We start from the raw sequence: 14,449 nt of genomic DNA on the forward strand, positions 1-14,449 counted from the left end.
ATGCCAGGTGCCCACCCCGCGTCAAGGTGGGCGCGTGCGACGTGATAGTGTTGTCGAGGTTTCCGGGCCTGTGGCGCAGTTGGTAGCGCGCCTCGTTCGCATCGAGGAGGTCAGGGGTTCGAATCCCCTCAGGTCCACCAAATCGGTCTCTTTAGAACAAATGACCTTGTAAGAGCCGCCTTCATACGGCGCTTCTCCTTCGGGAGAGGCGCCGTCTGTGGTTTCCGTCGCCGTGACGATGCAGGCGAACGGCTCGGCGAGTACCCCTTCGACGCTCTCGTCGCGGGTGACCAGAATGCGCGTGAAGAACGCCTGGTTGTAGGTGCGGCGGAGCGCATCAGGGGCGCGGCGGTATGCCTCGTAGCAGTTCTCTGCGAGGGTGATCGCATCGTCGAGGTTCTGCTCCAGTACTTCGAACTCGGTTTTGAGGGCGCTGAGGCGTTCGCGGGCCCGGCCCCACCGGCGTGATTCTTGAGGCCAGCTTCATCCTCGGTATCGTCCGCGCGGTCAACGCCCGTGACCGCCAACAATCGAAGCGGCCCCCGCCACAAGCACTGACGGGTGGCAAGACTGCCGTCTCACGACTTTCTGGCGTGCGGTTCGAAAAGTCTGGGTGGCGGCTCGAACGATCGAACAGTGACTCGACGCCGCCATGTCTCGGCACGCTGCAGCTAGCCGTTTGTATCAGGGAGGCCAAGCTTGTCGCGAAGATACCAGTCGCTCTGGGCCATGGCTGTGTAGGTGGCACGTTCCCAGGAGTTGACACGTCCACCCGAAAGGCTGATCGCGTTACGGCGCAGATGCTGTTCGGCTTGTTCGAGAGTCATTGACATCCCCTCGTTTGTGGTTAGGAGGATCTCGAAATTGTTGAGTGCCTGAGCCGCCCAGGCCCTGAACCGCTCCTGCAACTTGAAGACCTTCAGATGTCGATGAAGCCGAGCCGCCAGCAGGTCATCGGGTTGCGGGAGTTGAACGCCGAACGTGACCCTGGCAGTCTCCAACGCTCCCCGCTCCAGAGTTGCCACTAGCCACTGGACGTTGAAGGCGTCTACGTCAAAATACGGGTGCAGTACCGCAGGGTCTGCCTCTCCCGGTATGTACGCCCGCTTGGCGAAGTTGCAGTCGCTGCAGCAGGGGACGAGATTCGCGGGATGTACAGATGTACCCGCAAAGGACGTCTTGGGAAGATAGTGGTCGAGTTCAAAGACATAGCCCTGACCGCAGTACGGGCAAAGTGAGTTGGGGGCTGCGTTCTTGATCCCGTCTTTCAGGTCGGCAGTCGTGGCCCGGCTCGTGAACTGCTTGTCGTAGAGTTCGACCATCTTCGCGCCATCGAGGCCAGCAATGTCATACTCGCTGCCGACCGCGAGATGAAGGTCGTTCCGCTCGGCCAATAGGTCGAATGCGTCGCATTTTGCGGCAACTAAGTTCTTTGCGTTGTAGTAGGGGACGCGGGCGTCCTTCTTCTTGATGGCGCTGACCGCGAGGGCGTAAGCCTCAGAGGCGGAGACTATCGGACGGCTGAGGCTATACATCTCTGGTCTCGTCTGTGTTGTCCAGCGCGCTCAATAGGAACCGTCCTTCGCTTCCGAGCTGTCCATCGATCGCGCCCAGCGCGTGCTCGGCTGACCCACCGTGCTCCTCAAGAAGCGCGCGCAGGATGCGGAGATATCCGCTGCGATTGATATCAAGGTGGAAGACCTCTGAGGTGAGACGTGACACTGATTCTCCGAACGTTTCAGTTTCTATCTGAGACGCGCGCAGATCTTCGCCGCTGCGCTGCAGCATCCAAGTGCAGGTGCGGGGCACCTCCTGTAGGACCACGGGGGAGTGCGTTGCGAAGATCGCGACTCCGTTGCGGTCGTTCATGAGATCCGAGATAGCCCGCGTGAGTGCGGACAGAAGGGGAGGATGCAGGTGCGTCTCCGGCTCGTCGAGGAGGACCAGGGAACGCTCCTCTACGAGTTCTACGAGGCGGGTCATCGTCAACAGAACGATTTTGTGTCCTGAGCTCATCTGAGCGAACTCTTTTGCTGCGTCGACTGCCGAAATCAGAGCGTCCGGATCCGCGTCTGCAAGGATCCCGTCGGCGGCTGCAAGAGTTGCGACGGCTCGAAGCCAGCGAGTACGTCGAGGACCTTTCGAGCAGAGCACCAAACTCTTCGCAAACTGTGTGTCAAGGTCATCGCTGTGTTCGTTCGCGAGACCGACGGCATGAATAGCTACATCGTTGGTGCTTCGCGCCAGGGGTTGCCGGTCGAAGGCTGAGAACGCGACGTGGACGACGTTCGCGAACGGCACAGCGTTTGTGTCGGGTCGGAGGGGGGACACCATCTCGTCACGGAAGGAGCCGGCGGCCGCCGGGTGCCCGCCAGCGGCTTCTGTGAAGTCCCTCAGCAAGCTCGACTTACCTACACCATTTGCCCCGATGACCACGTGCACGTTGGTCGGTGGCATCACTCCGGGGTGCACGCCGAACTCCAGCCAAAGGGTGGGTGTCATCGACCCAAGCGCACGCGAGTAGCTGAACCGGTAGGGCGTAAGGACTGCTTGGCCAGCAATGATTCGTCGGAACTGCACCACCACGGTCTGCTTCGGAACGGATCGGAGCAATGAGGTCTGAAATGCCGGTTCACGCTCAACCTGCAACCAGTGCTCAGGATCCTCCGCAACGTCGCAAAGTGTCTGTAGTGCGCGCCGACCCACGCCGTCGGGGAGTTTCATTAGGCCCTCGTAGTACTCCCGGTCTTGTCCAAGGGAATAGAACTGTGGGGAGAGCTGAGTGAACGTCGAAGGCAGTTGCGTATGCGGACCGCCAGCCACCATTCCCAGCTGAGCGATCTTCACCATGCCGAGATCGATGGTGTCATCGCCGGTGCCGTAGTGGAGTGAGTACGCCGTTTTGTAGTGAAAGTCGTCCCACAGGTCGACAACGAGGGTGAACGTTCCGGCCGTCTCGGCAGGCCATTTGCCTCTGCTGACAACGTGGAAGCGGGGGCGACTCATGCATCAATACTTGCAGAGCGCGAACGGTCTTTGTGATGGTGCTTCGCATCACCGCGCCGGCATGGGTCAGGTGCTGCGCACCGAAGTGGCGGTGTGGAGTCCGTGCTTACGGCCGAGTTCCCAAATGCCGAGTCTTGCGTGTTAGTCCGCCACGAGTTACTCGCGCACAGCAGGTGCGACCTGATTCCTGCGCCGTGGACCAGACGTGGCGTGGCGCACCGGACCATGGAGGACTTCGGCTGCTTTACCCTTGTTCGATCTGAGAGGCCCACCGGTCCGCGCTGATCGGCAATTTTCAACCGCGCAGGTAGTGCTCGCGACCCCGGTTGGTCTGTTTCTATCCGATCGTAATCTTATGCGCCGGTATGTCCGATCGTGCAGAAACTCGCCCAGGTGTATGTACCGGTGGTATTGTTCCGCAAGTAATAATGTCGATGTTGAAGAGCTTGCAAAATGAGATCACAAGGCGCATAAATAGGTCATATGAGCGAGACAGAGCACCCGCGCGAGAAGCCACCAATTGATGCCCCGATCAAGTCGTCGGCTGATGATGACCTCGGGCGATCTCCAGTTGCGCACGACTTCGTTGAGTCGATCCGAGAGCTAGATGCCAGTGAAGGTCTGGTCGTTGGGGTGCTCGGCCCCTGGGGGCATGGCAAGAGTTCGTTCATCAATCTGATGCGCGAGCAGTTCGAGCAGGAACCGAAGCTGGCGGTCGTCGACTTCAATCCGTGGATGTTCTCCGGCTCGAACCAGCTCGTCAACTTCTTCTTCACGGAGATTGGCGCCGAGCTAAACGTGAAAAACAAGAGCAAATTCGGCCAGGCGGCCGACTGGCTCGCGAAGTACGCCAGCATACTCAAGCCGGTTTCGCAGTTCGTTCCGGTCCCTGGAGCAAGCATCGTCGGAGAGGCTGCTGCAGCAGCATTGGGCGGATTGGCGGACACTACCAATGCCGATCGGAGCGCGAAGAAGGTACGGGACCAGATAACCAAGGAGTTGAGAGCGCTTGCGGAGCCCATTGTTGTGGTGATCGACGACATCGATCGGCTTACGACTCCAGAGATACGTGAGATCTTCAAGCTTGTTCGCCTGACGGCCAGCTTCCCGAACATCGTCTACGTGCTCGCGTTCGACCGCGCGAGGGTAGAGCAGGCACTCACCGAGGATGGCGTCCCGGGTCGCGCCTATCTCGAGAAGATCGTTCAGCTGAGCTTCGACGTTCCGCAGGCTCCAGAGGTACTTCTTCGTTCCCAGGTCTTCAACGAGCTCAACCGTGTCCTCACGCCAGTCGCCGATGTCGAACTCGACGAGGATCGTTGGGGAGACGCTTACTTCGAGATTATTGACCCGCTGCTCTCAAACATGCGGGACGTCACCCGATACGCAATTTCGTCGAAGGCGACGATCAAGAGTCTCGGTGCGGAAATCGACCTCGTCGACCTCTTGGCGATGGAAGCCGCTCGCGTGTTCCGTCCTGACCTCATGCAGCGGCTGACGCAGCTCCGGACTGAGCTCACGAAGACGCGCGGCTACTCATCGGGTAAGGACGACGAAGCGCAGAAGGCGATAGATGCACTTCTAAAAGACTTTCCCGACGACGCACTGCTCATACGGGCGCTGTTCAACCGGCTCTTCCCGGTCGCGCTGCAGTACGTGGAGAACAGCACCTACGGCTCAGACTGGCTTGGCACCTGGCGCACCGCGCACCGGATGGCGCACGCCGACTACCTCAACCTCTACTTCGACCGAGTCGCACCCGACACCCTTGTCGCGTTCAGGAGCACCGAAGGCGCCTTTGCCGTGCTCGACGACGCAGAAGCGCTCAAAGCGCTCTTGTCGGAACTGGACCCAGACCAGCTGGACACAGTCCTCGAAGGCCTCACGTCATACGAGGCGAAGTTCACAACGGAGATGATCGTCCCGGCGGCAACGACCCTGTTGAACCTCATCGACAAGATCCCTGAGAAGAAGCATGCTGGGATGTTCGAGCTCAATCGTCCGGATCTCACGGTAGGACGAGTAGTTCTTCGCCTTCTTCGCAACGTTCAGGACGAAGCCGATCGGGAAGCGCTGGTTGCCGAGATCATGGCGGGCATCGAGACGTATTCGTCGCAGCTCGACTTCATTCACAGCATGGGCCACCGTGAAGGCTCCGGCCACAAGCTCGTGAGCGAGACCTTCGATCAGCAACTGCAAGACGAGTTTGTGAGTCGACTTCAGGCGTCGCCGCCAGCCGAGCCCGAACGCGAATGGGACGCGTGGCGCATCTACGACGCGGTGCGCGACGCGACTGGCGAGTCGCCGCTCACAGCCGCCTCGGACCCAGTCTTGGTCAGGTCGGTTCTCCGATCAGCGAAGTCGACGGCTCGATCTCAGTCGATGGGTTCAAGGAAAGTCCGGACTGAGGACCGCCTCGCGTGGGAGCTTGTAGTGGGGTTATTCGGCTCAGAGGACGAGGTCAAGCAGGCCGTGGCGGAAGTCCGGGAGAAGATCGGCGATGACGACATTCTCCGACTGGCCGACAAGTATCTTGAGGGTTGGCGACCTGAACGGTAATGCCGCGAAGCTCCGGTAACGCGCACCTCCGTCATCCGCGCTGCTTTGATCGTGAATCCTGAGCCGGACTACGAAAAGCTGGCCGGTGCGTTCTTCGAGCTGGCCCGACTCATCCTTGAGGGGAAGGATCGAGATCCTGGCTCTGGATCATCTTCTTGACTGTGGCTGGATCACGCTTCAGCTGCCGACTAATCTCCGCGTAGTTGGTACCACTTTCGAAGAGCTCTCGAGCTTTCGCTTTCTCGCTGTCTGTGATTGTTCGTCTCATCACAACGCCCGCAGCAGCAAGATGCTGCGACACGGTGTAGCGGTGAAGACCGTGCTTACGGGCGAGTTCGTAGATGCCAAGCCCAGCACGGTAGTCCGCCGCGAGCTGCTCGCGGACGAGGGGCGTGACCTGCTTCATCCGCCTCGTTCCGGAGGGCATAGACCTTGGTGGACGTGTGAGTGTTTCCGCAATCACACCCTGGCGAAGTGCGTCCCGGAGCGCCAACAGGGGCCGTGAATTACTTGCAAGCGCTTCACTTGGGGCCACCAGAACACCACGAGAAGGCCTCCGCCCAGCGGGGGCCTTCTTCGTTTTCGAACGGAATTGTTCAGGAATCGAGCGCCCACGGGGCGCGCCCGGAGAGCGTCGAAGTCGCCGCTCCAAGGAGTCGCCAACAATTCAAGGATGAAAGGCCGACGCGCGGGTGAACGGTGGGCGGCGCGGCATCCGGACCTCCCTCGAACTCGCCCCTGAAGGCGCGTCCGATGCCTACGACACGGGATCGGGAAGCCGCGCTCCCGGGCGGATCTCCTGCAGGGCCCAGGAGTTGCCGTCGGGATCTGCGAAGAATGCATAGCGCACCCCGCCGCCCATGTCCTGCACCGGTGACACCTCGAGGCCCTTCGCGGCGAGGTCGGCGCGAACGGCGTCCAGGTCGTCGACGACCAGGTGCAGGTTCGACACCGGCGTCCCAGCCCCCATTCCGACGCCGAAGGAGATCGAACAGGCGGAGCCGGGCGGGGTGAGCTGGACGACACGCATGCCGTTTCCGGGGGAGACGTCGTGGTCGAGGACGAAGCCTACGACGTCGCGGTAGAACGAGATGGCTCGGTCAACGTCGGACGCGGGCAGGGGGACTAGCTCGAGGCGCATGCTCACGAGCTCACGCTCCCGCTCTCGGCCCAGCCGCCCGGGGCAGCGATGTTGAACATCCAAGCCACGCCCCACGGATCGGTCACCTCGCCGTAGAGGTCGCCCCACAGCTGCTTCTCGAGCGGCTGCACGACCTCGGAGCCCCGCTCGACGAAGCGGTCGTAGAAGCCGCGCACGCGATCGAGTTGGTCGCTCATGAACGCGGCGTGCACGCGGTTCGCGCCCCAGCCGCCGGCGGGCTCGCCGAAGGCGTCGGCTCCCATCACGGTGAAGCCGTCGGCACGCAATTCGGAGTGCATCACACCGTCGGCGGGGGCGTCGGCCATTCCGAAGTCGCCGAACGTGCTGATCTTGAGCTCGCCGCCGAAGACCGATTCGTAGAAGGTCATCGCCTCTCGGGCGGCTCCGGCGAACGAGATGTAGACGACGAGCGAGGTGGCCATGAGGCATCCTTCCGGCGGCGGGCGGTGGCCCTCACCTTAGACCCGTGCGTGGGGACCGCGATGGCACGCCCGCTGTGAGCACCGAACGAACCACGCCCCGACACGATGGCGCCCGACGCCGCCGCCTGCCATGCTCGAGACCATGAAGCTGTCCGCCAAGGTCATCGCCGGCCTCGTGTGCGGCGCGGTGGTCGTGGGATTGGCGGCGTTGACGGTGCCGGCCTTTGCGCCGCTGGGGACGGTCGCCACGGTGGCCGCGGGCCTCACGTCGTCGCTGGAAGTTACTCCGAGCGACGCGACGACGCCCACGACATCCGCCCCCGTCGATCCCTACGGACCCCCGGAGGGGTACGTCGACGTCGGCAACGGTACGTACATCCCCGGGGGAGGGTTCGGCGACTGCGCGGAATCCGCTTACATCCACATGGGCAGTCAGGATGGACAGGCCCCCACCGCGAGTCTGTCGGGAAAGCTCGTCGACACGGGCGTCCGTGAGTTCGCGGCGGGAACCCCCACGTCAACGGAAGATGGACGCATCGCTACCTACACCGTGGCCCCCGGTGACACCCCCGCCGCGATCGGCGACCGGTTCTGCATCTGGAACGGTATGTCCCTCACCACACTCAACGGCATCCCGGGCAGCACCGCCATCCAACCCGGCCAGGTGTTGGTGCTCGATCCTGCGGCGGTCCCGGGGTTCGTCTTCGGCTACCCTTACGACGACTGAGCCGACGCCGGGACCGGCACGCGGCATCCGGTCTCAGGCGCCCTTGAACGTCCGCAACTGCGCGAGCAGCCTCGGCGCGCTCGCGTCGAAGCGCGCGCCGCCCATGAGTACGCCGCCCGCGAAGACGATGACGCCCCAGACGAGTCCGATCGCGAGGGAGACCCAGCCGGCGTCCGTCACCCCAAAGAAGATCGCCATCACGGCAGGGACGACAGCGGGCAGTGCCAGCACGGCGACGAGGGCCCAGCAGAGGAAGAACGCCAGGAACATCGTGAACGTCGAACCGGGCACCCGCTTGAAGGGCGAGTCGCCCGGGGCGGGTGTGGGTACGACGAGCAGGGCCGAACTGACGGCGCTCACGCCGAGCCCCACGAGCGTGAGTCCCATCGAGCCGCCGACGACGGCGGGAAGGAGCTGCCATTTGTCGGCGATCGCCAGTGTCACCACGTCGGCGAGCAGCACGAGCGGCACGCTCACGGTCGCGGAGCCCAGCATGCGGCCGAGGCGATCGGCACGCCCCCGGATGCCGGTCTGCAGCACCGTGGCGAAGGCGGTGCCGTCGTACGACACGTCGGTGTACGCCAGGATGCCGGCGAAGAAGCCCACCAGCAGGCCCGAGGCTGCGAAGAACGGCCCGTCGAGGTCACCGCGCGAGTAGACCAGCACGAGGACGGGAGCGAAGGGGATCAGCAGCAGCTGCCGCAGATAGCGGAAGTCGCGCGTCCACGAGGTGAGCGATCGCGCCCAGGTCGCGCCGACCGGGTTCGACGGCATGACGCCGAACCACCCGAGCGCCCCGGAACGGCGACGCGTGGTCGCGCGGGCGGGAGGACCGACGACGGATGCCGACAGGCTCCGCTGCCAGAGCCACCACAGCACCGCGAGGGTGACGACGGCGATCACGAGCTTCAGCACCCCCGTGATCCAGGCGCCCGCGGCGAGGTCTCCGGGCACGGCCCACGCGGCGGCGATCGGCGTCCACGACAGACCCGTGACGAGGGCCTGCAGCTGAACCCCCTGCTCGCTCGCCGAGACCAGAGCGCCGGTGATGCCGATGAAGATCGGGCTCGCGAAGATGACGAGGACGAAGCCGACGAGTCCGATGATCTCGCGGGTGCGGCGGCCTCCGCCGATGCCGGCGGCGAGGGCGGCCACCGCGCGCGAGGCGACGACGCAGATCACGACGCCAAGCGGAACGCACACGAGCGCGGCGACGGCCGCGACCGGGTACCGCGCCCACACGAGGAACACGGCGAGCGAACCGACCGCGGTCGTGATGCCCGGCACCCCCGTGAGCCCTCCCGCGGTGATCGCGACCATCATCTGCCGCGTCGTCATCGGGAAGGGCGCGAGCTTGGCGGGGTCGAGCGTCGTGTCGAGCCCCGCGGCGAAGATCGGGCCCACGACCCACCCGAGGGTGAGCAGCGCCCCCGCGGCAGTGATCACGGACCGCGCGATGTCGAGGTCGAGCGTGCCGACGAAGAAGAGCCCGACGCCGACGAGCAGCAGCATCCACAGCGCGCCGATCACTCCGAAGATGAAGCCGACCATCTGCATCGGGCTCCGCATCAGGGTGTTGCCCAGGACGCGGAACCGGATTTTCAGGACTGTCGCAACCACTGCGGCCCCTCCGCGTGGTGGCGTCCGCCGACCAGCTCGACGAAGCGGTCCTGCAGGGTCTGTCCACCTCGGACCTCGTCGACGGTCCCGGATGCCAGCAATCGGCCCTGCGCGATGATGGCGACGTGGTCGCACATGCGCTGCACGAGGTCCATCGAGTGGCTCGAGACGATGACCGTTCCGCCCGAGGCGGTGTAGCCGCGCAGGATGTCTTCGATGTTGGCAGCCGACACCGGGTCGACGGACTCGAAGGGCTCGTCGAGGACGAGCAGACGTGGAGCGTGCACGAGAGCGCAGGCGAGGGCGACCTTCTTGGTCATGCCCGCGGAGTAGTCGACGACGGGGGTGCCTGCGGCCTCGGTGAGGTCCATGATCTGCAGCAGGTCGGCCGTGCGGGCGCCGACCTCGTCACGCGTGAGGCCGAACATCATGCCGGTGTAGGTGACGAGCTGTTCGCCGGTGAGCCGGTCGAACAGACGCACGCCGTCGGCGAGGTTGCCGATGAGCTTCTTCGCCTCGACCGGGTGGGTCCAGACATCGACTCCGTGGATGCCGACCGTGCCGGCATCCGGCCTCAGAAGTCCGGTCGCCATCGACAGCGTGGTGGTCTTGCCCGCGCCGTTGGGACCGACCAGGCCGTAGAACGACCCGGTGGGGACGGTGAGGTCGAGACCGGCGACAGCGACCTTCTGACCGAAGTGCTTCGCCAGGCCCGCCAGCTGCATCGCCGGAAGCGAGTCGCTCGGGGTGGGCGGGGCGACCGCCTCGGGCAGAGCGGACGGCGTGGGGGCGTCACGGGGAATGTCGGTCACGTCCCGAACCTATCGGCGGGCGGCGGGGCATTCCCAGCCCCGCCGCGGAACTCTTCGTTCTCAGTACCGGATGGCGTCGATGACCTTCACCCGCACGGCGACGAGGGCGGGAAGAAGCCCCGCTATCGCTCCGACCGCGGTCGCCGCCACGAGGCCGGTGATCGCCGCGTCGACGGGGAACGGGGGAAAGTCGCTCACCATGCCCTGCCCGATGACCTCGCGCATCGCGGGGGACTGCACGACGAGGATCGAGACGATCACCCCGACCGCTCCGGCCACGACCGTCGCCACCACGCTCTCCATCATCACGGCGAAGAACACCCGGCCCGCCGTGGCGCCGAAACTGCGACGGATGCCGATCTCGCGCACGCGCTGCTTCACGGTGACCAGAGCGATGTTGACCAACCCCAGGGCGCCGAGCAGCAGCACCAGCACGGCGATGCCGGTGACGACCAGCTTCGTCACGAGGAACGGATCGTTCCCGTACGTCGCCCAGTCGTTGCGCGCGACATCGACGGACACGTTGTCGCCCAGGGCCGCCGCGAGGTCGCGTTTGACGACCGCCGTCAGCGCGTCGGAGATCTCGGGCGGCACCCACATCTCGTACTGCGTCTGAGGCGCCCCCTGCCCATACGGATCGGTGGCCGCGGCTCCCGCGCCGCGCTCGCCGGTGGCGGCGTCCTGCAACGCGGTGAGGTGATCCGCGAGCATGAACATCGTCGGCTGGGTCTCCCACGTCGACGCGGGAACCACGCCCACGACGACGGCTGTCGTGCCTCCCGCGGGGATCCCCGACGCCGCGTTCGGCACGCCCTGTCCGCCGAGCGCCACCACCGGGTTGCTCGAGAGGGGCGGATTCCCCATCCGGTCCCAGAACACGCTGTTGACGATGAGGCGCGGGGCGAGCTGCTGGGCATCGAGAGGGGTGAACCACCCGCCCTCGGCCATCTGCACCCGGTGCATCTCGCCGTAGGGCTGGTCGACCGCCTGCGTCATGACCTGCACGGCCCCGTCGGGGAACGGCACCAGCTGCGACACGTTCTGCACGCGGGTGGCGAAAGACACCTGGTACCTGTCGAGGACATCGGCCCAGGCGGCATCCACCGTCTTCGCATCGAGGGTCCCGCCGTCGGTGCGGTGGGCCGAGACGAGCAGAGTCGCGGGTCGGCCGGACGAACGCTCGCTGAGTTCCTGATTGGCCTGCTGCACGATGGCGCCGAGCGCGACCACCGTGGTGAGGGAGCACACGGCGACGGCGACCCCCACGAGCGAGAGGAGGACCCGGGTGCGGTGAACCCGGACCTCTTGCCAGGCCTCGAGCAGGGAGCCGACGAGAGCGGTCAGGGCGCGCATCAGGCGTCGCTCCGTTCGGCGTCGTCGATCCCCAGCTCAGCCAGGACGCCGGTGGGCTCCTGCTCCGGCGGCGCCGCCTCGCGGCGGTCGCGACGCGTGATCGGCTCGAGCGTCGGGTCGTCCACGGCCGTGAGGACCCCGCGATCGAGGCGGAAATGACGGCGGGCGCGGCGGGCGATCGTGGGGTCGTGCGTGATGATCACCTGGGCGGCCCCGGTGCGCTCGGCGACGTCGTCGATGAGTTCCATGACGCTCTGGCCCGTGTCGAGGTCGAGAGCGCCGGTCGGTTCGTCGGCGAGGATGAGCCGAGGGCCGCGGACGAGGGAGCGGGCGATCGCCACGCGCTGCTGCTCACCGCCCGACAGGCGGTCGGGCAGGCTGTTCATCCGATGCTCGAGACCCACGAGGGCGAGCATCTCGGCGGCGATACTCCTGCGTCGCCAGAAGGTGCGTCCCGTGGCGTACAGCAGGGGCATGGTGACGTTCTCGAGCGCCGTGCGCCCGGGCAGCAGGTTGAACTGCTGGAAGACGAAGCCGATCGCCGCGCCGCGCAGCCGGTCGCGCTGGGCCGCGGAGTACTCCTTCACGGGGCGGTCGTCGAAGGTGATCTCCCCGCTCGTGGGCTTATCGAGCAGGCCGAGCATGTTCAGCAGGGTCGACTTCCCCGACCCCGAGCGCCCGACGATGGAGACGTGGTCGCCGGGCTCGATCACGAGCTCCACACCGTTCAGAATCGTCAGGGCGGGCTGGTCCTGCGGGAGCACCGTCCGGGTGACCTCGCGAAGAGCGAGCAGGCTCACGAGGCCGCGGCCGGATCGCAGAACATGGAGCCGTCGGGGTACACGGTGCACCCCTCGTCGACCGTCGCCATCGCCCCGGGCGCGAACTCGAGGATCTCTTCGCCCTCGGCCAGGCCGTCGGTGATCTGCACCTGCGTGCCGTCGGTGAGACCGAGGGCGACCGCGCGCTCGGCGGTGGTGCCGTCGGGGCTCGACACCCACACGGTGCCGCTCTGCGCCGCACCGCGGACGGCGGTGGTCGGGACGAGGAGGACGCCCTCGGCGCGACCGCCGGCGAGGGTCATCTCGGCCGCGAGGCCCGAGAAGACGGTGACGTCGCCCGGAACCGTGCAGGTCGCCGTCGTACCGGATGCGGTGGTCCCGGCGCCGCTCGTGCCCGCGCCGCCGCCGGTCGCGGGGGAGTCTCCGCCGGTGCTGCCGGCCAGGGGCGTCGTGATGCGGAGGTTGGTGCAGGTGAAGGCGGCGGGGCCGCCCGTGATGGTGACCGAGGCCTCGGTCGGCCGGTTCAGCAGACGGTACTGCTGCGCCGGCTCGAGAGTGCCGCTCACCGAGAACGTCGGCGGTGCCACGGCGCCGGCGGTGGCTCCGATCGTGACGTCCTGCCCCGCGATCACCGCGAGCGAGCTCAGTGTTCCCGCCGCGGGCGCCGTGACGTCAACGTAGCGGAAGATCGCCGGCTTCGGCTTGCCCTCGGCATCCACGCTGTCGGCGGGATCGCGCTCGATCGGCACCTTGACGTTGAAGACGATGTCGCCCTCGGCGACGCTCGCACCCTCGGCGACGAAGATCTTGTTCACGGTTCCGGCCGCCGTCGACTTCATCGGCAGGGCCGCATCGGCGGTCACCGTCGCCTTGATGACCACGTCGTTCGTGATGGTGCCGAGGGTGGCGACCGTGCGCGGCTCCACGATCGCGCCGGTGGGTTGCGCCGGCGCCGCATCGGCCGGCCGATCCGGGAAGAACGCCAGCTTGATCAGCGCCGCCGCCACGAGGGCGACCAGAAGAATGCGCAGAATCGGAAAGACCCACGTGCGTGCGATCCCCATGAAACCCCCCGGAACAGAATCGTCGTCGAACGTCCTCACCCTAGGGGGTGGGGTGTATCGCCGAGATATCGTCCGGGCGCAGTTCAGTGCGGGTCTGCGGCGTTGAGCTGTCGCACCGTCTCGGCGTAGCGCCCCTCGGCTTCGGCCCGGCGCAGGAACGCGAGACGCTCCACCTGCACCTCGGTCGCGTCGGGCTGATCGCGCAGGATCGACATGACCTCATCCGCGAATTCATCCAAATTCATGGCGAACGAGCTCTCGCGCTGCCCGGGCAGCAGGTCGGTGGCGACCGACGGCGGTTCCAGTTCGAGCACCGAGACGCTCGTCCCCTCGAGCTGCAGTCGGAGCGACTCGCTGAAGAGGTGGATCGCGGCCTTCGTCGCGTTGTAGGTGGGGGTCGCACGCAGCGGCACGAACGCCAGACCCGACGAGACGGTCATGATCGTGGCATCCGGTCGGCTCTGCAGGTGGGGGAGCAGGTGCGCGATCAGCCGCAGGGGACCGAGCACGTTGGTGACGACGGTCTCTTCGGCGGATGCCAGGACCCCGGCGCCCGCGGTCCAGTCCTCGACGCGCATGATCCCCGCCATGGCGATGACCACGTTCAGGTCGGGGTGACGACGAACGACCTCGGCGCTCGCCGCGCGGATGGACTCGGCGTCGGCGGTGTCTATGAGCACGGTGTCGAACCCGCCCGCGGCTGCGACCTCGTCGAGACGCTCCCGGCGTCGGCCGCCGACGATGACGGTGTTGCCGGCGTCGCGGAGTCGTTCGGCCAGGGCCAGGCCGATCCCGCTCGTGGCGCCGGGGAGGAAGACGGTGTTGCCGGTGATGTCCATGAGCCCAGTCTCGGACGCCGCGTGCGCGATGACCAGGGCGTGGCCATCGGGGGATCGCGAGTACCTGGATAACGACGGATGCCACGACCCCGAGCGTTCTGAG

13 protein-coding genes and 1 tRNA gene are annotated in these 14,449 nt (G+C 65.8%); 3 read left to right on the forward strand and 11 right to left on the reverse strand.

The annotated features are described in order from the left end of the window. Positions 1-64: 64 nt before the first annotated feature. A tRNA-Ala gene (locus tag AB6V29_RS06790) sits at positions 65-140 on the forward strand. A 531-nt stretch (positions 141-671) separates the two neighbouring features. Here AB6V29_RS06790 and AB6V29_RS06795 read toward each other — a convergent pair. Continuing rightward, positions 672-1,535 (reverse strand): HNH endonuclease, encoded by an 864-nt coding sequence (locus AB6V29_RS06795; RefSeq protein ID WP_369357691.1) that lies wholly within the window; start codon positions 1,533-1,535, stop codon positions 672-674. After that, on the reverse strand, positions 1,528-3,006 hold the full coding sequence (locus tag AB6V29_RS06800) for an AAA family ATPase (RefSeq protein WP_369357693.1): 1,479 nt from the start codon (positions 3,004-3,006) through the stop codon (positions 1,528-1,530). Before AB6V29_RS06800 ends, AB6V29_RS06795 begins: the two co-directional genes overlap by 8 nt. A 483-nt stretch (positions 3,007-3,489) precedes the next feature. Here AB6V29_RS06800 and AB6V29_RS06805 point away from each other — a divergent pair, with 483 nt between their 5' ends. Continuing rightward, on the forward strand, positions 3,490-5,565 hold the full coding sequence (locus tag AB6V29_RS06805) for a P-loop NTPase fold protein (protein WP_369357694.1): 2,076 nt from the start codon (positions 3,490-3,492) through the stop codon (positions 5,563-5,565). Between the two features lie 109 nt (positions 5,566-5,674). Here AB6V29_RS06805 and AB6V29_RS06810 read toward each other — a convergent pair whose 3' ends face one another. From AB6V29_RS06810 to AB6V29_RS06820, 3 genes are all read right to left on the reverse strand, one after another. Further along, complete coding sequence (locus AB6V29_RS06810; RefSeq protein ID WP_369357696.1) at positions 5,675-5,971, reverse strand: hypothetical protein; 297 nt, start codon at positions 5,969-5,971, stop codon at positions 5,675-5,677. A gap of 351 nt (positions 5,972-6,322) precedes the next feature. Beyond that, positions 6,323-6,712 (reverse strand): VOC family protein, encoded by a 390-nt coding sequence (locus tag AB6V29_RS06815; RefSeq protein ID WP_369357698.1) that lies wholly within the window; start codon positions 6,710-6,712, stop codon positions 6,323-6,325. Next, on the reverse strand, positions 6,709-7,149 hold the full coding sequence (locus AB6V29_RS06820; RefSeq protein ID WP_369357700.1) for a VOC family protein: 441 nt from the start codon (positions 7,147-7,149) through the stop codon (positions 6,709-6,711). The genes AB6V29_RS06815 and AB6V29_RS06820 overlap by 4 nt, the downstream gene beginning before the upstream one ends. Before the next feature lie 142 nt (positions 7,150-7,291). Between AB6V29_RS06820 and AB6V29_RS06825 the strand changes: the two genes are divergently transcribed. Further along, the gene (locus AB6V29_RS06825; protein WP_369357701.1) at positions 7,292-7,876 is read left to right on the forward strand and encodes a LysM peptidoglycan-binding domain-containing protein; all 585 of its coding nucleotides are present in this window, start codon (positions 7,292-7,294) and stop codon (positions 7,874-7,876) included. 33 nt (positions 7,877-7,909) lie between these two features. On the opposite strand, the gene AB6V29_RS06830 is transcribed toward AB6V29_RS06825, so the two are convergent. From AB6V29_RS06830 to AB6V29_RS06855, 6 genes are all read right to left on the reverse strand, one after another. Continuing rightward, positions 7,910-9,496 carry a hypothetical protein gene (locus AB6V29_RS06830; RefSeq protein ID WP_369357703.1) on the reverse strand — a complete coding sequence of 529 codons (1,587 nt, stop codon included), beginning with the start codon at positions 9,494-9,496 and terminating at the stop codon, positions 7,910-7,912. Then, positions 9,478-10,221, reverse strand: a complete 744-nt coding sequence (locus AB6V29_RS06835) for an ABC transporter ATP-binding protein (RefSeq protein WP_103206462.1) — start codon at positions 10,219-10,221, stop codon at positions 9,478-9,480. Before AB6V29_RS06835 ends, AB6V29_RS06830 begins: the two co-directional genes overlap by 19 nt. A 147-nt stretch (positions 10,222-10,368) precedes the next feature. Continuing rightward, complete coding sequence (locus tag AB6V29_RS06840) at positions 10,369-11,661, reverse strand: ABC transporter permease (RefSeq protein WP_210073906.1); 1,293 nt, start codon at positions 11,659-11,661, stop codon at positions 10,369-10,371. Beyond that, complete coding sequence (locus AB6V29_RS06845; RefSeq protein WP_210073908.1) at positions 11,661-12,461, reverse strand: ABC transporter ATP-binding protein; 801 nt, start codon at positions 12,459-12,461, stop codon at positions 11,661-11,663. Before AB6V29_RS06845 ends, AB6V29_RS06840 begins: the two co-directional genes overlap by 1 nt. Then, complete coding sequence (locus AB6V29_RS06850) at positions 12,458-13,507, reverse strand: hypothetical protein (RefSeq protein WP_115920970.1); 1,050 nt, start codon at positions 13,505-13,507, stop codon at positions 12,458-12,460. The genes AB6V29_RS06845 and AB6V29_RS06850 overlap by 4 nt, the downstream gene beginning before the upstream one ends. Positions 13,508-13,590: 83 nt before the next feature. Further along, positions 13,591-14,346, reverse strand: a complete 756-nt coding sequence (locus tag AB6V29_RS06855) for an SDR family oxidoreductase (protein WP_369357705.1) — start codon at positions 14,344-14,346, stop codon at positions 13,591-13,593. Between the last annotated feature and the right edge of the window lie 103 nt (positions 14,347-14,449).

Origin of the sequence: Microbacterium sp. 20-116, from assembly GCF_041079415.1 — a bacterium.
Taxonomy (GTDB): domain Bacteria; phylum Actinomycetota; class Actinomycetes; order Actinomycetales; family Microbacteriaceae; genus Microbacterium.